An 18,576-nucleotide genomic window follows, 5' to 3' on the forward strand; every position below is an offset into this window, starting at 1 on the left:
CTCCCGTCGACAATGAATCAGGGGGTCTGGGGTGCTTGATCGGCAAGCCAGCCGTCCTGGAGAAGGGCGGGATTGATACGCCGTATCGCTGGCCAGGTTTCGCGCCTGAGGGCATCAACACTCACCCGAGCAATTTCACCGGCCAGCGCATCAAACTCCCCGGCGTGATAACCAATGGAAAGATGCCGACGCACCGTCGGACCCGGCAACGGAATGATACGAACCCGAGCCAACTGGTCCCGTCCTTGCAGGAGGCAGAGCGGCGTCGTAATGGCAAAACCCAGGCCCTCTCCCACCATACGAAAGACGACATCCGTGGAATCGAACGCGAGGCTGCATCGCGGCTTGAGGCGCAGACGACTCAGATGCAGCGAGACTTGGCGCGCGAGGGCCGCATGCTCGCTGTAGGCCACCAGTTCAAGGTCGCTCGCTACCTGCTCGAGACCGGCATCCAACGGCCGGTAGTCCGCCGGCAGCGCAAGGACAAGCGGCTCGGCCAGTAACGGGTAAACCGTGAGGCCAGCGTGCTCGACCAGCATGGTGTCGCTACCGATCACCAGATCCAGCTCGCGCCGACGCAGGGCCTCGACGTGACTCAGTGATTGACCGGAGTGAAGCAAACAGCCGCCCCCGTCCGCGCGCAGTTGCCGGGCGAGATCGGGACCCACACTGACAGCCAGCGAGTCCACCAGCCCGATACGCAGCTGACTCTCCCCCACATGCGCGGCCCGACGCACGGCCTGGGCCGTATTGCCGGCCTCGGCAAGCAGACGCCGGGCACGCTGATGCAGGTCATGGCCGGCCCGGGTGAGGCCCATGGGTCGAACGGCACGGTCAATCAGATCAACCCCGAGGGCGTTCTCGAGATGCCGGACTGACTGGGAAACGCCGGACTGTGACAACCCCAACCGCTTCGCCCCGGCGGTCATGCTCCCCGCCTCGGCGACGGTCGCAAATACCTCCAGAGCGCGCAGATCGTTCAGACCACCGCGGCTCCCTTGACTCATTCGCCTATCTTAAGCGAACTCAGCCCCGAGCGGGACAAATGGCCAGCGATGCGCCCTCGGCGCGGGCAGACCGCAGCATCGTCTCGGCCAGGGCTGCGGCAAAGCTGCGAGCAGGGAGCAAGTCAAAGGCGCCGTCTTCGCGCGCATGCACCAGCACATCGACTTGACCGAGACGCGTGGCGGCGACGCATCCGGCTGGGAAATGGCCGTGGCTGATATCCACGCCAAGCCGGCGGTCCAGAAACGCCCGGCTGTCGGCGCCGGACAGCCGAAGCCAGGCGCGCTGACAACGGCACTCAATGGCGTGAGGGCCCGTGACGATCCCCTCCAATGCGCCCGCCGTTTCGGCATCGGCCGTCACGATGAGAGATCGGCTCGGCCCGATTGATATCACCAGGCCGTTTGCCGTGCTGAGTGCCTCGCGGGCCGCGTCGATGACCGTGCCCGCGCTCGCCCCCTCCCAGTCACCCACCAGCCAAGCACCCGCCACCGGCATTTCATCCAGGGTCATACCGGCGTTGGCCACGGTTGGCCAATCAAGTTCTTGCAAAGCCGTCCGCTGCTCAAGCATGGAGTCGACTCCCGTCAGGATCATAAAACACGGTTGGCCCCACTCTGACCTGGTGGGTCGATTCGCTGAGCGGATCCCATGCCTCAACGATTTCACCGTGACGCTCATCGCCACCCGCGAGCAGACCCAAGGCAATCACGGACTGACAGGCCGGACTATCCGCCACCGAGCTAATGTGACCAGCGACGGCATCATGGCCCGTACTCCCGAGCGCCCGCAGCAGCGCACCGGATTGCAATGGCGCGCGATTGTCGAGCGGTCTCAGGCCCACAAGGCGGGGGCGACGGGCATCGTGCAGCCCGGGGCGATCCCGCAATGCCCCACCGACGCATGGCTTGCGCCGGGCAGTCATCCGACCCAGGCCAATGTCCTCAGCCGTGACTCGGCCATCCAGCTCCGGCCCGGCAACATGGCCTTTTTCAATCCGCAACACCCCCATTGCCTCGGTGCCATAGGGCTTGAGCCCGTGCGGCGCACCCACTGCGAGTGCCCGAGACCAAACCGATGCCCCCCAATCGGCTGGTGCATAGACCTCATACGCCCGTTCACCCGAATAACTGTTGCGCATGATCATGCACCCGACACCCAGACAATCGGCCTCCCGCACGGCCAGGAAGGGAATCGCCTCGTCGCTGGTGTCGGTATTCGGGAAGAGCGCGGCCAGCACCGCCTGACTGTTTGGCCCCGCGATCGCGAATGTTGCCCAGTGATCAGAGACGCTCGCCACCGCCGCACGCAAATTAATCCAGGCCGTCTCAAGCAGATATTCGATATGCGAGAGCACGCCCGCGGCGTGCGCGGTGGTTGTCGTGATCAGGTAGCGCGTCTCCTCAAGGCGTGCCACGGTGCCATCGTCGAGGACCAGGCCGTCATCACGCAGCATCAGCCCATAGCGCGCCTTCCCCGGCGGCAGTGTTTTCATGCCGTTGGCATAAAGCCGGTTAACGACCTCTGGGGCATCCGGGCCAATCAGGGCAATCTTGCCCAAAGTCGAGACATCCACAATGCCAGCCGCTTCTCGCACATGGGCGGCTTCCCTTTTAACGGCAGCGCTGACAGGTTCGCCAGGCGCCGGGTAAGCGCGAGGCCGATGCCAGGCACCGGCGTTGATCATGTCCGCGCCAGCCTGGCGATGCCAAGGCTCAGCCGGTGAACGGCGCCAGGGCCGGAAGTGTTGCCCCCGTTCCGTGCCGGCGATGGCGCCGATCGCGATGGGCACATACGGCGGCCGGAAAGTGGTTGTCCCAGCCTCACCCGGACCAACGCCGGCAACCTGTCCCAACGCGTGCAATCCGAGGATGTTGGCGGTCTTCCCCTGATCGGTGCCCATGCCAAGCGTTGTATAGCGCTTGAGATGCTCAACGGATCGATAGCCCTCCCGATGGGCCAGCGCCACGTCATCGACCGTGACGTCATGCTGCAAATCAATGAACCGCTTACCGCCGTGAAGGGCAGGAAAGACCCGCAGCCGGTCAACCGGCCCCCAGGTTGCACCTGAGGCGGTCTCAGCCAGTGCTGGATCCGCCAGGGGTCGAACGGCCGGATCAAAGCCAAGCGCCTCCGCAGCCTTTGCGCCGGCATCGCGCCCACTCTGACGTGTCGCGGCCAGTCCGGCCTCGCCGGCACAGGCACCCGCGTTCCAGTGCCCAGCGGGCATGGCGGGGGGCAGGAAAATCCCGCGCCCCTCATCAAACCCGGGGCGGCCACCAAGATGGCATTGCAGATGCAGTGCCGGCTGCCACCCGCCGGCAACTGCAATGGCATCACAGGCAATGCGCTCTGTGCGCGCTGCATCAACCCGTGACCCGGAAAGCCGCGCAATTCTAAGACCACGGACCTGCTGGCCACCGTCAGCCCGGGTCGCGACAGCGCCGGTCATGTGCCGAATACCCGCCTGGGCCAGTGGGTCCGACTGGTCCAGGGCCTCTGCTGGCCGGGAGTCCACGAGCGCCACCACGTTAACGCCAGCGCGCTGCAGCTGCATTGCCGTCTCGACGCCCTCGTCATCGCCACCGACAACAACGACACGGCGGCCAACCGCAACACCAAACCGATGGGCATAACCGCGCGCGGCAGCGGCCAGCATGACGCCAGGGCGATCATTTCCGGCAAATGCCAGGGGCTGCTCCAGCGCGCCGGTCGCAAAAACGATCTGCTCGGCCTTGATTGTCCAGTAGCGCTGGCGGGCGCTGCCGTTGATGGAGGCTGGCGCCAGCGTCTCTACCAGCCCAACAATGCGATGGTCGTAAAGCCCGAACGCCACGGTTTGGCGTAAGACGGTGACACGGTCTGCCGCATCCAGCTCTTCCTCAGCGGAGGTCACCCAGGCGTCGGCCGTTTGCTCACCAACCGTGGCAGGCTCCATGGCCAGGCGCCCCCCCAGCCAGGGCCGCTCCTCGACGAGCATCACCCGCGCCCCGCTGCGCGCAGCCGTCCGGGCCGCCTCAATACCCGCGGCACCCGCGCCCACTACCAGCACATCGCAATGCGCTTCAGCTCGCACATAGGTGTCCGGATCGGGTTGGGTGCTCACGTGGCCCAAGCCCGCGGCGCGGCGGATAACCCGCTCGTAGACCGGTTCCCACCAACTGGCCGGGCGCATGAAGGTCTTGTAGTAAAAACCCGCCACAAACAGAGGCGCAGCGAGGCCGTTGATGCTCATCAAATCGAATCGTGGCGATGGCCAGCAGTTCTGTGAGCGCGCCTCGAGCGCATCGTGCAAGGCCACTGTTGGCGCTTTGAGGTTGGGATCCTGACGTGCACCCTCACCGATCGTGACCAGGCCGCCGGGCTCCTCACTGCCGATGGTGTAAATACCGCGGGGTCGGTGGTACTTGAAGCTCCGGGCGATAACGCGCTCGCCATTGGCTAGCAGCGCCGAGGCGAGCGTATCGCCCTGATAGCCCGTGTGCGGCCGTTTGTTCCAGGTGTAGGCAACAGGTGCCTCTCGGTCGATGCCGAGTCCGCCCTCCGCCAGACGATAAGGGCCCGCGGTCATTGGCTGGCCTCCGCACGAAGCTCCTTCACCCGCTCTTGGGCGCTACAGACCCGCCTCACCTCGTGGCTCATCGTATTTCGCGTCACACAGATCCACGCCCGGCACCCATGCACGTGCTGCCAGTACTCCTGATGCCAGCCGCGCGGATTGTCACGAAGAAAGACATACGCCGACCAGCAGGTTTGATCGGTATTTGACTCATCGGGCCGAAGTCGCATGGCATCTCCGCCATAGCTGAATTCGTGCTCATCGCGTTCACCGCAGAAAGGACAATGAATTCGCATCGCTCGCTCCTAATGCGCCCAGGGACTGGGGCCCATGCCCTTCTCATCCAGCTGATCCCCCAGCCCAAAGCGCTCGAGGGTGAAATCTCGGGTCAATGGGTGTGACTCGCCTTCGGCAAGCAAATGCGCAAAGCACCAGCCCGAGGCTGGCGTTGCCTTGAAACCGCCGTAGCACCAGCCCCCATTCAGGTAGAGCCCCTCCACCGGGGTTGGCGCGATGATCGGACTGCCATCCATGGTCATGTCCATGACGCCACCCCAGTGACGCAGCAGGCGCACCCGTGACAGCCAGGGCATAAGCGCAACCCCGCTGGTCAGCACATCCTCGAGCAACGGCAAGTTGCCGCGCTGCGCATAGGAGTTATAGCCATCGAGGTCCCCGCCAAACACCAGTCCGCCCTTGTCGGACTGGCTGATGTAGAAGTGTCCTGCACCAAAACCCACCACATGATCCAGGCAAGGCTTGACCGACTCGCTGACGAAGGCTTGCAGGACATGGCTCTCGATAGGCAGTCGAAGGCCCGCCATACCCGCCAGTCGCCCCGTGTTACCGGCCACGGCCAAGCCCACACGCCCGGCGCCAATCTGCCCGCGGCTCGTCTCAACGCCGGTCACGCGCTCACCCTCGAAGGTATAACCGGTCACCTCACAATTCTGAATGATATCAACGCCGTAGGCGTCTGCCGCTCGCGCGTATCCCCAGGCGACAGCATCGTGTCGGGCGGTACCAGCACGGCCCTGGTAGAGCGCGCCGTAAATCGGGAACCGGGCTTCATCGCGAAAATCGAGGTGGGGTAGGGCTTCCTGAACCACCTGACGATCGACCAGTTCGGCATCGATGCCATGGGCCCGCATGATATTACCGCGCCGTCGCGCAGCATCCATCTGCGCGTCGCTGTGCGCCAGATTGAACTGCCCGCGCTGAGATAGCATCACGTTGAAGTTGAGATCCTGAGAGAGGCTCTCCCAGAGCTTCATGCCCCATTCGTAAAAGTCGGTGTTATCACCGAGCATGTAATTCGAGCGAACAATCGTGGTGTTTCGGCCGGTATTACCGCCGCCCAGCCAGCCTTTCTCCAGCACAGCGATACGCCCGACATTGTGATCGCGGGCCAGGTAATAGGCGGTCGCAAGCCCATGGCCGCCACCGCCGATAATAATGACATCGTAATGGCGCTGGGGCTCTGCATCGCGCCACGCCGGCTGCCAGCCGCGATGGCCACGCAGAGCCTGACGGGCGAGATTCCATAACGAGTAGCGCATCCGGGCCGTGCCCCCGACATTGCTCATCTTGAGTGGGTTCAGATTACCCCTGTGCCGCCTTCCGACGGGCAACCATCAGTATTTGCAGCAGGCACTATCAGTATTGTTTATTGCGAAATTCCTGACGAGCCCATCAACTCCACGGAAACGGGCTATTCGAGGTTGGATGTAAATCACCCGAGTCATATCGGCCAAAGCGAAATGGCGCCAGCAGGGCCTGAGCACGACCCATGATTTCCTGGGCCACGAGCGCTCCAACGCCGATCATTTTGTAGCCATGATTAGAATCTGCGATTACATAACAATTGTCGTGCACCACATCGAAGACTGGGAAATTATCGGGCGTGAAGCAGCCGATACCGCCGGATGGCTCACGACGAAACTGATTCAGCGTGCCTCGAAAGCGTGTTTGGCAAAACCCGAGCGCTGATGTCCACATGTGCGCGAATGACTCGCCGACGATGAAATCCGGGGAGGCCGGACCATACGGATCGACCGCCACCTCAGCCGCTGGGCGATCGATAGGAAATGGCGATGCACCGCCTTGTATACCGCCAAAGTTGAAATCAGGCTTGTAATAGATCCCCCACATGGAATCTGTAATTAATGAGCCATCTTCAGCGGAATACAATGGCTCGTCCGAGTCAACATGAACAACAGGCGGCATTTCACCGCTAGAGGTCCTCTGAACCCCCGGATCCAGCCCGAGTGTTCCCTCCTGTAAGCTCCAGAAAGTCCACATCGGCACATCCGGATGCTCTACGCCCTCAGTGTCTCGGACTGTTATCTTCTGCGGCAAGTCCAGCATCGTCCAGAATCTCTCGATCCAGGGACCTACTGCCAAGACGACATAATCTGTCTCAATATCACCGACATCCGTATGCACCGCCGTTAGAGCACCCGATTCGTCCCTCCGAAATCCCGCTACTGAAACCCCGGTGATGATTTGCACACCTTCCGCCTCAGCCTTATCCGCAAGTCCACGGATAGATGCCCCATTGTGCGCATATCCTCCTCGCTTTTCGTGCAGCACCGACGTCGTACCTGGCGCTTGCCAGTCGTCAAACAGCTCACGCATGTAGGCATGGGAAGCGCGCTCGCCTTCGATAAACACCGATTCGTAACCGATAGACGCCTGCTGCTCCGCGATACTCGCGACATCCTCACGCATCACCTCCGGGCTGATTTGTAAATAGCCGACTGGGTGGTAATGGAAGGCCGCTGGATCGCTTTCCCAAACCTCGACACTGTGGGCCATCAGTTCTCGCATCGCGGGCTGGTAATAATTATTGCGAACGACGCCGCACGCGATCCCGGATGCACCCGCGGCAATGCTTGTCTTATCCAGCACCACAATATCCCCACCGCTCCCCTGGCCGCTGGCACGGAACTCACGCGCTAGATGCCAAGCGGTACTAAGGCCGTGGATACCGGCACCAATGATTACAACGCGTGCGTTTTCGGGCAGTTTCATGCTGAGCTCCTACCAATTAGCGATTAAGCCGAACGGCGATGTTGCGCGTCCGCAAATGATTATCGAGCGCCTCCAATCCTTTCTCACGGCCATAGCCGGACAATCCTGTCCCGCCAAAGGGCGTTTCCACCCCTCCCGCGAACCACTCATTAACGAAAACCTGCCCGGCATCCAGTTGCCGCGCTGTATCGAGTGTTCGATCGAGATCTCGACCAAACACGCCTGCGACCAGTCCGTAATCGGTGTCGTTGGCCATCGCAACCGCCTCATCAGTCGTCCGGAAACGCAGCAACGACAAAGCGGGTCCAAAAATCTCTTCCTTAGCAATCGCCATTGACGCGCGGACATCCGTGAAGACTGTAGGTTGCATAAAGTGACCCGCTCGATCGATCCGCTGACCGCCCGTTATGGCTGTTGCCCCATCGCGAAGCCCGCTGCTGCAGAGTTGCTCGACACGATCCAGCTGATCTGCAGAGATAAGAGGCGTCAGGTCAGGGTCTTCCAGTCCATGACCAATGCGCAGCGCTTCCGCACGCTGACGAATTGCGTGGGCCAGTTCGTCGTGCAGTGAATCATGCACAAGCAGACGCGACATCGCTGAGCAAACTTGCCCGGCGTTAAAAAAAACACCGCTCTCCACGCTCGCGACTACCGTATCGATGTCCGCATCTGCATGGACAATGCCGGCTGATTTTCCGCCCAGTTCCATGACGCTTGGCACAATTCGCTCAGCGGCCGCATGCAGAATGGCGCGGCCAGTCGGTACTGAGCCGGTAAACACGATATGCCGGACCATCGGATGACGGATCAGGGCTTCGCCCGTCTCGCGTCCGTAGCCACTGACAAGATTGATTGCGCCCGCCGGCAAATCGGCGTTAGCCAATGCCTCCACAAGAACAGTGAGTCCCAACGGGGCCAGCTCAGGGGATTTGATGACGATGCAATTGCCGGCGGCAAGCCCCGCAGCAAGGGAACGCGCAGCAAGGCCAACCGGGAAATTCCAGGGCACGACATGAGCCGATACACCATGAGGTTCCCGAACAGTCCAATCAAAATAGTTCTCGCCAAGCGGAATAGAGCGGCCTTCCAGCTTATCGGCCATGCCGCCGTAATATTCAAAATAGCGTGCCGCCTCTTCGAACTCGCCACGCGCATCGCTAAGGGGTTTACCTGACTCGCGGCACAAAATTTCGGCACCCTGCTCTGTTACCTCACGGATGGCTCCGGCCATCCGCAGCATTAATGAGAGCCGATAGGCCGGACGCGGTCCCGTCAGCGCACCGCTTCTATGACAGGCATCTGCGGCCATAACGGCCTCGTCAACTGTCTCGCCATCAGCGAGAACAACCTCACCTATCGCTTCACCCGTACCAGGATCTTCCACTTCTATCCGTGCACCAGCGTCCGACCATCTGCCGCCGATAAAGTGGCGAGCAATCATCCCGCGAGTACCTCCGGCGGCTCATCACCGGGCGCCAAGCGACGAGCTACCCAGCGATGAAAATGATGCGTCGGGCCATCCATCACGGGTGAAAACACACCACCTTGATAAGCCGGCGAGTGGCGCCCTCGCTGCATACCCTCAACCATAGAGATGTCTTCGCTGAAGACGTTTTCCCAAGACGCCAAGGTCTTCTCTCGAGCCTCCGCGTAGGCAGAGTCCGTTGCCCCATCACCAACGAACAGAAGCCTCACGTGTTCACGTGTGTGCGCCTCGGAAATGGGCTCGAGGAGAACCGCAAAAAAGTGGTCGGCCTGAAGTCCAATGAGCAGGTTCGGGTAAAGCGCCAGGTATTCCGCTTCTCGCTGGAGCGCCTGCGGCCAAGACTCCAGCCGAGGCAGGCGTGTGCCGGCTACCTCAGCGAGGTTATAGACTCTTGTGCCCTGCCCTGCGAATGACGCGCCGTCGTCATCAAAGACCTCATAATGGTCCTCAAGCCGGGAAAAGCTATTGAGATCAGGATGCACGAAAGGCAAATGATAGGACTCGCAATAATTCTCAACCGCAAGCTTCCAGTTCGAGGCGACATCGAGTGTGGTCTGAGTATCCCCCGCGCCAGACCTCAGCTCGTCAGGCCCTGAACCACCCCAATACTTATGCCAACGTGCCATGACAGGAGCGATAAAATCCTCGAACGGACCGGCATCTCCAGAAAGATTGACGAAGACAACGTCACACCAGACAGCACTGGGTACCGACCGTAAGGCGTTAGCTGCGCGATCAAATCCCTCGCTCTCATGCACGTTGACCCCGCCGATATGCGGCGTACCCAACAAAGCGCCATCAAAACCGTAGTTCCACGAGTGATACGGGCAACGAATGCTGGCCTTCAGCCGACAGGGTCCATCGAGCAACTGACGCCCCCGATGACTGCAAACATTGTGGTGGACATGGACCCGCCCTTTTTGATCACGGACCATCAACAGAGGCACGCCCAACCAATCCACCGGCTTAGCATCGCCAGGCTCGGGGATATCCGACGCGAAGCCAAGACCACTCCAAGTTTTTGAAAAGATTCGCTCCTTTTCGAGCGCGATAGAGCCATGCTCAACATAGAAATCATTCGGCAACCCGCGGGCCGTCGCGGTCTCTCGCAGCACGGCGAAAATCTGATCACTTAAGGCAGAATCAGACTGGGCCATGGAAACCTCCAATCACTGACGCTCGATGAACACGACGAATGTATTAAGCAAGCGGTGGCGGCCACAAAGGATTTTTAAGCATGATTGAGATGATAAAATTTCATTGCTCACCAAGAGGGAGACCAGGCGATGAGATATGGGCCCTATCCGTTACCACCGCTTAAAACACTGCCCGCCTTCGAGGCTGCTGCCCGGCTGCTTAGCTTCACCAGAGCAGCCGATGAACTCGCATTGACTCAGGGCGCGATCAGTCGGCAGATCCGCAACCTGGAGGAGCGGCTTGGCACGCAGCTATTTGAGCGCGGAGAGCGGAAACTCAAACTCACCATGGCTGGCCAGCGATACGCGGACGTGGTCGTTGATGCCCTGAACAGCATCGCGGCAGCAACAGAGGATCTGCGGGAAGAAGGCGAGGAAGGCCCGTTGACGATTGGTGCAACGAGCGCCATGGCTTCACTGTGGCTTATGCCTCGGATTAATCGCTATCGCGCGCGAGACCCCGACCTTCCCATCCGAGTTATGGCAACCGATTTTGATTTGCCCGAGGCCAGTGGCGATATCGATCTGGTGATCAGCTACTCACGCAACGCCCCACCTGAACAAGAAGCCTGCATGCTGTTCGAAGAAGCAATTTTTCCGGTCTGCTCTCCTGATTTTCTAGCGGTACACGGCAACATCGATAGCGTTGAGAAGATGCTCAACCACACTCTACTGATTCACGACGACGACCACCCTGACTGGACGGGCTGGGACGTTTGGTTTCAGCACATGGGGCACGCACGATTCAAACCAAAGCGAGCCGTGCGACTAAACTCCTACAGCATGCTTTTGCAGGCCGCGGTCGCAAACCAAGGCATCGCCTTAGGTTGGCAACATCTGGTCGATGACCTGATTGCCGCCGGCAGCCTGGTTAAGCTCGACGTCGGCGATTTCCCAACGGTCGGTGCTTTTTATTTGCGCCCTCTGAAGACCATTCATGCAGATGCCCGAACGGGTAAGCTGATGGCGTGGTTAGCTGCATCGGGGGCAAAGCTAACTGATAATGGCGGAATATAAAAAGCCACCAGGTGATTGTGTCAACAAGAAAACGCGCGGATGCTAGGCGCCATGATTGGATTGTTTAAGCTTATCCGCTTGATGTTCGGGCTCATCGACCCGACGAGCAATGCTCTATCAAACGCGCCGTTAGAGTGGAAATACCTCGCGACCAATATTCTTGCCTTCATGTGGTGCGTGAGCTTTGGCCTCTACATCGGCGAATACATCATGATCGGCTATTCGATTATTGGGCACATGGCACTAATCACGATGTGCTTCCTGACTTTCTTCCTCATGCGTCATAGCCGCCGAAACTTTGACGCCAGCCAAGAAGAGTCAGGCCGGTAAGCGCTCAGGCTTCTTGTTCAAGCCGTCTTCGACGTTGTGCCAGCTGGCGCTGGACATTCAGCCAAGTCACAGCAATCAGGATCACGGCAACGCCCATTGCTTCCGTGGGCCTGAGCAACTGACCGAGTAGCAGCACACCAAACAGTGTCGCTGTCGCCGGCTCCACCATGGCCGTCACGGCGGCAGTCGACGGCAGCACGCCCCGTAGACCCGTGAAGTAACAAAAAAACGACAGCCCCGCGCCCATCAACCCGAAAAGCAGAAACAACCACGCATCAGGCGAGGCTGGCACGCGCGCCACTTCAGCCCAATCCAGCAGCGGCGCCAAAGCAATCACCGAGGCGGTAAAGGCGACCGATAGCGCTGCCGGTGTTGAGCCATGCTGGCCTGCTGATTTAAAGGCGAAGATGAACAGGGCGTAGGACGCGGCCGAGAGCAGACCGCTGGTTACTGCAAACGCAGTCAGTCGGGGAGATGATCCCGTATAGACACCGGTCATCAGCACGATTCCAACCATGGTGGCGAGGATAACCAGCCCGCTACCGATCGTTGGCCGCTCAGTGCGCAGTAGAAAAGAGACGAGATAGACCATGACGGGCGCGGTATACATCAGGGTGATTGCGACCGCGACGCTGCCAGCGCTAATGCTCAGGAAATAATAGACCAGATTACCTGCCACACCGAACCCGGCAAGGCTCGACCAGGCGACAAGACGCCATCCGAATTCGCGTCGCACCCCACTCGCCACCCGCCAGAGCACCCAGGCCCCCATGCACAGCAGCCCGACAACCACCCGCCAGAAGGTCACGACCTGCGGCGACCAGCCCGCGTCCATGAGGATGCTGGCCAGCCCACCCGATAGCCCCCATTGGAAAGCGCCAAAGGCAACGAGCAGCACCGGCATGCACTGACCTCCACGGCTATACTGAGTGTGGCTGCGCTATCAGTGCCCGGCCTCGAGGAACGCCCCATTCCTCGGCGGTATAAAGCGGATTGTTTCGTAATAAAAAAACCGGCCTCTATTGGCCGGTCTTCTAATAGCTGGCGCGCCCGGGAGGATTCGAACCCCCAACCTCCTGATCCGTAGTCAGGTGCTCTATCCAGTTGAGCTACAGGCGCTTTGTTGAGAGCGCGGATTATGGGCAGTTTAGGGGCAAGGGTCAAGGCACACCACCAGGCCAAAGAGGTTATGATACGGGCAACATCAGAACGGGAGCCACGCCATGAATCGGATTCGTTGCATCGCCATCACACTCGCCCTGCCATTGATGGCCACAGGTCATAACGCATTCGCCACCGACATCGAAATCAATGTTGCAAAGACGCCCACCTGCGGCTGTTGCACGGCGTGGGTCGATCATCTCAAAGACCGCGGCTTCAACGTTGAGACCCGCGATGTCACCCACGCCGAGCTCAACAACATCAAGGCGAAAATGGACATTGGGCCAGGCCTTGCCTCTTGCCACACCGCCGTTGTCGACAACTACTTCATCGAAGGCCATGTCCATGCGAATGAGATTCGCAGCCTGATCGAGGATGCACCAAATGCGCGCGGCCTCACCGTGCCGGGCATGCCCATTGGCTCGCCCGGGATGGAAATGGGGGATGAACGTGATGCCTACGAAACCCTTCTGGTGAAACACGATGGCGCGACGGAGACCTATCGAGAGCATCGCTAGCGGCACGGCCGTTGCATTGTATAATCCGAATTTGGGCATTTTTGGGGAACAACATGCTGGAGCGATTCTTTGGCCTTGCCGAGAACGGCACGGATCTGCGGCGTGAGCTGCTCGCCGGGTTAACCACCTTTTTGACCATGGCCTATATTGTCGTGGTGAATCCGAGCATCCTCTCTGACACGGGGATGGATTGGGGGGCTGTCTTCGTCGCTACCTGTCTGGCAGCAGCGCTCGGCAGCCTGATCATGGGGCTCTACGCCAATTACCCGTTCGGCCTGGCACCCGGTATGGGTCTGAACGCCTATTTCACCTACGGTGTGGTGCTCGGCATGGGCATCGCCTGGCAGACGGCGCTTGGCGCGGTCTTCCTCTCCGGCATTCTGTTTCTGATTATCTCGCTACTGCCCATTCGGGAATGGATCATCAATGCGATTCCCATGTCGCTCAAAATGGCTATTTCCGCGGGTATCGGTTTTTTCCTGGCGATCATCGCTTTGAAGAACGCCGGCATCGTGGTGGATAGTGAAGCAACGCTTGTCACGCTGGGTGACCTGACCGCCACGCCCACGCTCCTGGCCATGCTGGGCTTCGGCATCATGGTGGCGCTCAGCTATCACAAAATCCCGGGCGCCGTGCTGCTTGGCATCCTTGCCATCAGCATCATCGGCGTCCCCCTGGGTGTCGCGGAGTTTGATGGCGTGGTGTCCATGCCACCGGATCCCAGCCCAACGTTCCTGCAGATGGATATCGCCGGCGCCTTCGAGATGGGTCTGATTTCGGTGGTGCTGGTCTTCCTGTTCGTGGATCTGTTCGATAGCAGCGGCACGCTGGTGGGTCTGTCTCACCGAGCCGGATTCCTTGATAAAGACGGCAAGCTCGGACGACTGCGCAGCGCACTGATGGCCGACTCTGGCGCAACCATTGGCGGCGCTGTTCTAGGCACATCGACCACCACCACGTACATCGAGAGCGCCGCTGGCGTAAACGCCGGCGGCCGCACTGGCCTGACCGCTGTGGTTATCGCCGTGCTGTTCCTGCTCTCGTTGTTCTTCCTGCCCGTGGTCAGCGCTATCCCAGGCTATGCCACTGCGCCAGCGCTGCTGTTTGTCGCCTGCATGATGGCGCGGGGTCTCGCCGATCTCGACTGGGATGACATCACCGACACGGCCCCCGCCGTCGTCACTGCGATCGCCATGCCGCTCACCTACTCCATCGCAGACGGCATGGGCCTTGGCTTCATCACCTATGTACTTGGCAAGGCGCTCGCGGGCCGGGTACGGGAAATCCACATCGCCGTCTGGCTGATCGCGGCGCTGTTTGCTGTGCGCTTCGCGCTACTTTGACGAGCGGGTAATCTAGCAACGAAAAAGCCGACCTATGGGCCGGCTTTTTTTTGCGCTTTTGCACCGAGTCACTACAGCGTAATGATTTGGTCTGGCATATTGCCCGCCAACGCGCCATAAAGATCCGGAAAACAGCCGATCGGAATGCCTGGCATCAGCCGGTCTGCGATTTCACGCTCGTAGCAGCACTGATCACAGCCCATCAGCAGGATGTTCTGCGACTCGGCGACCTTGCGCAGGCGCTCGCCGATCACGTCACCCTCCACGAGCACGTAGTTGTTGTCCTCGAAAAAGAACATGCCCACAACCTCCACGCCATGACGCTGCTCTTCGAGCTGGGGCAGGATCATGCGCCCAAGAACGTAGGAAACAGTGTGACGCTGGGTAGCGAATATATAGGCAACTTTCATTAGCCCCCCTGATGGTTGGTTTGGATGGTCATCATCAGTGCCCGGCAGCTTCCCAAAGCGATGGCGGCCCGATCCTGCAACAGCGGTGGGACACCACTAACGCGAGCGATCAGCGTATCCAGCGCCGGCACAGCCGGCGAATTAATGGGCTGGTTGACGAGCATGTCGACCATCGCCTGGCAATAGGCAACGAGTGTGGAGCAGGCGCTGCATTCGAACTGCAGCGTTTTTAATCGGCCATCCAAGACGGCGGCACTAAAGCCTGCGTGCAAGCCGGAAGCGGCCTGCACCGTTTGGCCACGCAACGGCAGGGGCGAAAGACGGCGCGTTTCCATGCCCCGCTCGAGACAATCCTGAACGCTGAACCCCGACGCCGGCCGACGGGCCGCGCAACAGGCACTCATCGGTATTTCCACCGCAATAAGTGGCGCTCGAGCATGCCCGACAGCGTGAAGAGGATCATGACGAACACCAGCACCAGGAAGATCAGCCCAAAGGTGAGTGTCGCGTTGTAGGTACTCTGAGCGAAGGCCAGCAGATACCCCAACCCACGGCTTGAGGCTACGAACTCACCCACTACCGCGCCGGTGAACGCAAAGCCAACAGCCACCTTCAGGCTGCCCATAACCCAGGTCACCACTGAGGGGATGTAGACCTCGCGCAACAACACCCACTGACCGCCACCGAGTGTTTTGACCCGCTCGACCAACCGGTAGTCAACATCGCGAATGCCGTTATAGACCGAGAAGAAGGTCAGAACCACGACAAGAATGAATGACAGGGCCACCTTCGATGCCAGCCCAATGCCGAGCCAGATGATGAACAGCGGCGCGAGGATGACCCGCGGGATCGCATTGAGCATCGCCATCACGGGTTCGAGCAACTCGGCCACCGGCCGCAGCAGCGCGGCGATAAAGCCCAGAATAGCCCCACCGGCCAGCCCGAGCCCGAGCCCCAGCAGCGCGGCGCCAAACGTGGCCTCGAGGTGCTTGTAGATCTCGCCATCGGCAAAGAGACCGCCCACCGCGCCAGCGATAGCCGACGGCGCAGGCGCGTAGAACGGATCCACCCAACCCATCCGACCGATGAACTCCCAAAGGCCCGCTATTAGGGCAAGCGCTGCCGCCCTTCGGGCAAAAAGGCCGTATTTCTGCCAGATCACTGGTTAACCACCCTCAATGGCGGCGCTGACTGCGCCTGGGGCGCCCGGACTTCGCCAGATAGGTCGTTCCAGAGGGTGGTGGCAATGCGGGCGAATTCGGGGTTTTCCTTGACCTTCAGCAGATCCCGGGGCCTCGGCAAGTTGACCTCGTACCGGCCCTTAATGCGTGCGCGCGGCCCACTGCCAAGCAGAATGACCCGATCCGAGAGCGCTACCGCCTCTTCAAGATCGTGGGTCACCAGCAGCACGGTCAGTGACTCGCTCTCCACCCATCGCAGCAGATCATTGGTGAGATAGTGCCGGACGATGGCATCAAGTGACGCAAACGGCTCGTCCATCAATAGAAAGCGCGGCCGCAGAGCCAGCACCTGCGCGATGGCGACCCGCTTTCTCTGCCCCCCGGAGAGCTCCCGCGGGTAACGGTCTTCAAAACCCCGCAGCCCGACTGAGGCCAGCCATGCATCGGCCTTCTCCAGGGCCTCGGCCTTGGCTATGCCGTGGTTGCGCAGGCCCAGGGCCACATTCTCACGCGCTGTTCGCCAAGGCAGCAGGGCATCGTCCTGGAACAGAAACCCAATCTCATCTCGGTCCACGCCAAGCTCGACGCGGCCGGCCGAGGACGTCTGCAGTCCCATCACGGCACGAAGCAGTGTGCTCTTCCCGCAGCCGGACGCCCCAATGAGACTGACGAACTCACCAAAGCCGACCGTCAGGTCAACGCCTTCGACGACCGGCTCTGCTCCATAGCTGATCTGAACATCCGAGAGTTCGAGCATAGATCAGCCGACCACTCCCGGCGCCACGATGCGATCCAGCTCGACGCTGCCACCTCGGCCACCCGCGGCCTGGTTGACGTCAATCACCCGCTGCATCGCCTCGAGATTCATGTTCACAGCCTCCGGATAGAGCGAAGCGCGGTATCGCGCCAGCGTATTCGCGAGCTGATCACGGTCTCCGCCCGTGATGATCTCCGACGGTAGCGATTCGACGAGCTGGGCTGGATCAGCAGACTGCACATGGCGCAGCCCCTTTCCGAGAGCCCGCGCAAGCGCCTGCATTTCCTCAGTGCGCGCCTCGAGCTCCTCACGCCGCACGGCGACACCCATGAACTCATAGGCACCACCGAGATACTCCCGGGCATCATCAATGTCCATGCCATTAACCAGGACCCGCGAGCCACTCTCCTCGAGCAGGGACAGCGCTGGTTCCTGGACCATTCCGGCATCGAGCTGACCCAGCCGGATAGCGTCGTATAGGTTTGTCCCCACAGTCGCGAACTCTACCGACTCGGGGTTCACCCCCGCCCGACTGAGCAAATAGAGCATGAAAGCATGGTCAGCGTTGCCGAGCGCGGAGACGCCAATCGTGCGGCCTTGAAGGGACTCAACACTCTCTAGCTCGCCGGCAAGATCTGGACTAGTCGCCAGGGCAAACAAGGGCAGCCGCCCGGTGGAGGCAAAGCGCACAATGTCAGCCCCACTCGAGAAGGCGTTCAGGGCCGCGTCAAATGAGGTGGCCGCATAGTCCACCGCGCCGCCATTAAGCGCCTGCAATGCGGCACTGCCGCCCCGCGTATAGACGAGCTCTACATCGAGGCCTTCCTCAGCAAAAAAGCCCGCGGCACGGGTCGCCTCATAAGGCACTACACACAGCAACTGGCTGCAGAAGGCCAGCCGCACGCGTTTCTGCTCGGCCCAAACCGGACCAACAATCCCGCCCATGGCAGTCAGTCCTGCAGCACCGGCGGCGCCGCGCAGAAAATCGCGTCGGGAGACGCCGCGGCTAATGTGCAGGACGTCGACATCCCCGCTCTTTAGCGGTTCGAGATCATTGCAGCAGTTCGACATGGTCCACTCCAGGTGAATCGTTAACTATAATCAGGATAACGGCCGCACTAATGCAGCCAAAGGATCAATCCGTTCTAGGGATATTGCATTCAGGAATAAGGCCGCCCTTGCAGCACCCGCACCGCTGGGGTTCGAACCCCTACGTTCAACAGACATAAAAAAGGGGCCGTTGGCCCCATTTGTATGTCTGGCGGAGAGGGAGGGATTGATTCGGCCCTGCGGGCCTCACCCTTCGGGCGCCTCGCTGCGCTCGCCGTCCCCATCGGCTCGCGCCGATGGGTCGAACCCCTTATTCGTCTGTTCCGGGGGTTCGAACCCCTACGTTCAACAGACATAAAAAAGGGGCCGTTAGCCCCATTTGTATGTCTGGCGGAGAGGGAGGGATTCGAACCCCCGGAACCTTTCGGTTCACCGCATTTCGAGTGCGGCGCTTTCGACCACTCAGCCACCTCTCCCAGTGGTGCGGATTGTACATCATCAACACTTCTCCTGGAAAAGCGACTATGAGC

Annotated in this window: 18 protein-coding genes and 2 tRNA genes; 4 read left to right on the forward strand and 16 right to left on the reverse strand. The window is 60.5% G+C overall.

The window, feature by feature from the left end; genetic code table 11:
• Window positions 1-17: 17 nt before the first annotated feature.
• From SPISAL_RS05420 to SPISAL_RS05455, 8 genes are all read right to left on the reverse strand, one after another.
• Complete coding sequence (locus SPISAL_RS05420) at window positions 18-1,007, reverse strand: LysR family transcriptional regulator (protein WP_016353468.1); 990 nt, start codon at window positions 1,005-1,007, stop codon at window positions 18-20.
• Between the two features lie 19 nt (window positions 1,008-1,026).
• A complete protein-coding gene (locus SPISAL_RS05425; protein WP_016353469.1) occupies window positions 1,027-1,578 on the reverse strand; it encodes an aminomethyltransferase family protein in 552 nt (183 codons plus the stop codon).
• Window positions 1,571-4,576, reverse strand: coding sequence for an FAD-dependent oxidoreductase (locus tag SPISAL_RS05430; protein WP_016353470.1), 3,006 nt, complete (start codon window positions 4,574-4,576; stop codon window positions 1,571-1,573). Before SPISAL_RS05430 ends, SPISAL_RS05425 begins: the two co-directional genes overlap by 8 nt.
• Window positions 4,573-4,860 (reverse strand): sarcosine oxidase subunit delta, encoded by a 288-nt coding sequence (locus SPISAL_RS05435; RefSeq protein ID WP_016353471.1) that lies wholly within the window; start codon window positions 4,858-4,860, stop codon window positions 4,573-4,575. Before SPISAL_RS05435 ends, SPISAL_RS05430 begins: the two co-directional genes overlap by 4 nt.
• Before the next feature lie 9 nt (window positions 4,861-4,869).
• Complete coding sequence (locus SPISAL_RS05440; RefSeq protein WP_245539892.1) at window positions 4,870-6,150, reverse strand: sarcosine oxidase subunit beta family protein; 1,281 nt, start codon at window positions 6,148-6,150, stop codon at window positions 4,870-4,872.
• A 106-nt stretch (window positions 6,151-6,256) separates the two neighbouring features.
• A complete protein-coding gene (locus tag SPISAL_RS05445; protein ID WP_016353473.1) occupies window positions 6,257-7,597 on the reverse strand; it encodes an NAD(P)/FAD-dependent oxidoreductase in 1,341 nt (446 codons plus the stop codon).
• Between the two features lie 16 nt (window positions 7,598-7,613).
• On the reverse strand, window positions 7,614-9,038 hold the full coding sequence (locus tag SPISAL_RS05450) for an aldehyde dehydrogenase family protein (protein ID WP_016353474.1): 1,425 nt from the start codon (window positions 9,036-9,038) through the stop codon (window positions 7,614-7,616).
• Window positions 9,035-10,240, reverse strand: coding sequence for an aromatic ring-hydroxylating oxygenase subunit alpha (locus SPISAL_RS05455; RefSeq protein WP_016353475.1), 1,206 nt, complete (start codon window positions 10,238-10,240; stop codon window positions 9,035-9,037). Before SPISAL_RS05455 ends, SPISAL_RS05450 begins: the two co-directional genes overlap by 4 nt.
• Window positions 10,241-10,369: 129 nt before the next feature.
• On the opposite strand from SPISAL_RS05455, the gene SPISAL_RS05460 reads away from it, so the two are divergent.
• Together SPISAL_RS05460 and SPISAL_RS05465 are read left to right on the forward strand one after the other, a co-directional pair.
• On the forward strand, window positions 10,370-11,296 hold the full coding sequence (locus SPISAL_RS05460; RefSeq protein ID WP_016353476.1) for a LysR substrate-binding domain-containing protein: 927 nt from the start codon (window positions 10,370-10,372) through the stop codon (window positions 11,294-11,296).
• Window positions 11,297-11,335: 39 nt separating this feature from the next.
• Window positions 11,336-11,626 (forward strand): hypothetical protein, encoded by a 291-nt coding sequence (locus SPISAL_RS05465; protein ID WP_016353477.1) that lies wholly within the window; start codon window positions 11,336-11,338, stop codon window positions 11,624-11,626.
• Window positions 11,627-11,630: 4 nt separating this feature from the next.
• Here SPISAL_RS05465 and SPISAL_RS05470 read toward each other — a convergent pair whose 3' ends face one another.
• Together SPISAL_RS05470 and SPISAL_RS05475 are read right to left on the reverse strand one after the other, a co-directional pair.
• Entirely contained in the window at window positions 11,631-12,530 is a 900-nt protein-coding gene (locus SPISAL_RS05470) for an EamA family transporter (RefSeq protein WP_016353478.1), read from the reverse strand.
• A gap of 138 nt (window positions 12,531-12,668) precedes the next feature.
• Window positions 12,669-12,745, reverse strand: a tRNA-Arg gene (locus SPISAL_RS05475).
• A gap of 104 nt (window positions 12,746-12,849) precedes the next feature.
• Here SPISAL_RS05475 and SPISAL_RS05480 point away from each other — a divergent pair.
• Both SPISAL_RS05480 and SPISAL_RS05485 read left to right on the forward strand, forming a co-directional pair.
• On the forward strand, window positions 12,850-13,305 hold the full coding sequence (locus tag SPISAL_RS05480) for a DUF411 domain-containing protein (RefSeq protein ID WP_016353479.1): 456 nt from the start codon (window positions 12,850-12,852) through the stop codon (window positions 13,303-13,305).
• 53 nt (window positions 13,306-13,358) lie between these two features.
• Window positions 13,359-14,648, forward strand: a complete 1,290-nt coding sequence (locus SPISAL_RS05485) for an NCS2 family permease (protein ID WP_016353480.1) — start codon at window positions 13,359-13,361, stop codon at window positions 14,646-14,648.
• A gap of 71 nt (window positions 14,649-14,719) precedes the next feature.
• Here SPISAL_RS05485 and SPISAL_RS05490 read toward each other — a convergent pair whose 3' ends face one another.
• The 6 genes from SPISAL_RS05490 to SPISAL_RS05515 all read right to left on the reverse strand — a co-directional run bounded on the left by SPISAL_RS05490 (window position 14,720) and on the right by SPISAL_RS05515 (window position 18,522).
• Window positions 14,720-15,058, reverse strand: coding sequence for a SaoD/DsrE family protein (locus tag SPISAL_RS05490; RefSeq protein WP_016353481.1), 339 nt, complete (start codon window positions 15,056-15,058; stop codon window positions 14,720-14,722).
• Window positions 15,058-15,393, reverse strand: coding sequence for a hypothetical protein (locus tag SPISAL_RS05495; RefSeq protein WP_016353482.1), 336 nt, complete (start codon window positions 15,391-15,393; stop codon window positions 15,058-15,060). The genes SPISAL_RS05490 and SPISAL_RS05495 overlap by 1 nt, the downstream gene beginning before the upstream one ends.
• Before the next feature lie 65 nt (window positions 15,394-15,458).
• The gene (locus SPISAL_RS05500) at window positions 15,459-16,220 is read right to left on the reverse strand and encodes an ABC transporter permease (protein WP_222518867.1); all 762 of its coding nucleotides are present in this window, start codon (window positions 16,218-16,220) and stop codon (window positions 15,459-15,461) included.
• Window positions 16,217-16,996 carry an ABC transporter ATP-binding protein gene (locus tag SPISAL_RS05505; protein WP_016353484.1) on the reverse strand — a complete coding sequence of 260 codons (780 nt, stop codon included), beginning with the start codon at window positions 16,994-16,996 and terminating at the stop codon, window positions 16,217-16,219. Before SPISAL_RS05505 ends, SPISAL_RS05500 begins: the two co-directional genes overlap by 4 nt.
• A gap of 3 nt (window positions 16,997-16,999) precedes the next feature.
• A complete protein-coding gene (locus tag SPISAL_RS05510) occupies window positions 17,000-18,067 on the reverse strand; it encodes an ABC transporter substrate-binding protein (protein WP_016353485.1) in 1,068 nt (355 codons plus the stop codon).
• A 367-nt stretch (window positions 18,068-18,434) separates the two neighbouring features.
• Window positions 18,435-18,522: transfer RNA gene (locus SPISAL_RS05515), tRNA-Ser, on the reverse strand.
• Window positions 18,523-18,576 lie beyond the last annotated feature (54 nt).

The sequence above is a fragment of the Spiribacter salinus M19-40 genome, from assembly GCF_000319575.2.
Classification (GTDB): domain Bacteria; phylum Pseudomonadota; class Gammaproteobacteria; order Nitrococcales; family Nitrococcaceae; genus Spiribacter; species Spiribacter salinus.

Coding starts and splice junctions, on each gene's coding strand:
- SPISAL_RS05420 (WP_016353468.1), bottom strand. CDS start 1,007: ATGAGTCAAGGGAGCCGCGGTGGTCTGAACGATCTGCGCGCTCTGGAG.
- SPISAL_RS05425 (WP_016353469.1), bottom strand. CDS start 1,578: ATGCTTGAGCAGCGGACGGCTTTGCAAGAACTTGATTGGCCAACCGTG.
- SPISAL_RS05430 (WP_016353470.1), bottom strand. CDS start 4,576: ATGACCGCGGGCCCTTATCGTCTGGCGGAGGGCGGACTCGGCATCGAC.
- SPISAL_RS05435 (WP_016353471.1), bottom strand. CDS start 4,860: ATGCGAATTCATTGTCCTTTCTGCGGTGAACGCGATGAGCACGAATTC.
- SPISAL_RS05440 (WP_245539892.1), bottom strand. CDS start 6,150: ATGAGCAATGTCGGGGGCACGGCCCGGATGCGCTACTCGTTATGGAAT.
- SPISAL_RS05445 (WP_016353473.1), bottom strand. CDS start 7,597: ATGAAACTGCCCGAAAACGCACGCGTTGTAATCATTGGTGCCGGTATC.
- SPISAL_RS05450 (WP_016353474.1), bottom strand. CDS start 9,038: ATGATTGCTCGCCACTTTATCGGCGGCAGATGGTCGGACGCTGGTGCA.
- SPISAL_RS05455 (WP_016353475.1), bottom strand. CDS start 10,240: ATGGCCCAGTCTGATTCTGCCTTAAGTGATCAGATTTTCGCCGTGCTG.
- SPISAL_RS05460 (WP_016353476.1), top strand. CDS start 10,370: ATGAGATATGGGCCCTATCCGTTACCACCGCTTAAAACACTGCCCGCC.
- SPISAL_RS05465 (WP_016353477.1), top strand. CDS start 11,336: ATGCTAGGCGCCATGATTGGATTGTTTAAGCTTATCCGCTTGATGTTC.
- SPISAL_RS05470 (WP_016353478.1), bottom strand. CDS start 12,530: ATGCCGGTGCTGCTCGTTGCCTTTGGCGCTTTCCAATGGGGGCTATCG.
- SPISAL_RS05480 (WP_016353479.1), top strand. CDS start 12,850: ATGAATCGGATTCGTTGCATCGCCATCACACTCGCCCTGCCATTGATG.
- SPISAL_RS05485 (WP_016353480.1), top strand. CDS start 13,359: ATGCTGGAGCGATTCTTTGGCCTTGCCGAGAACGGCACGGATCTGCGG.
- SPISAL_RS05490 (WP_016353481.1), bottom strand. CDS start 15,058: ATGAAAGTTGCCTATATATTCGCTACCCAGCGTCACACTGTTTCCTAC.
- SPISAL_RS05495 (WP_016353482.1), bottom strand. CDS start 15,393: ATGGAAACGCGCCGTCTTTCGCCCCTGCCGTTGCGTGGCCAAACGGTG.
- SPISAL_RS05505 (WP_016353484.1), bottom strand. CDS start 16,996: ATGCTCGAACTCTCGGATGTTCAGATCAGCTATGGAGCAGAGCCGGTC.
- SPISAL_RS05510 (WP_016353485.1), bottom strand. CDS start 18,067: ATGTCGAACTGCTGCAATGATCTCGAACCGCTAAAGAGCGGGGATGTC.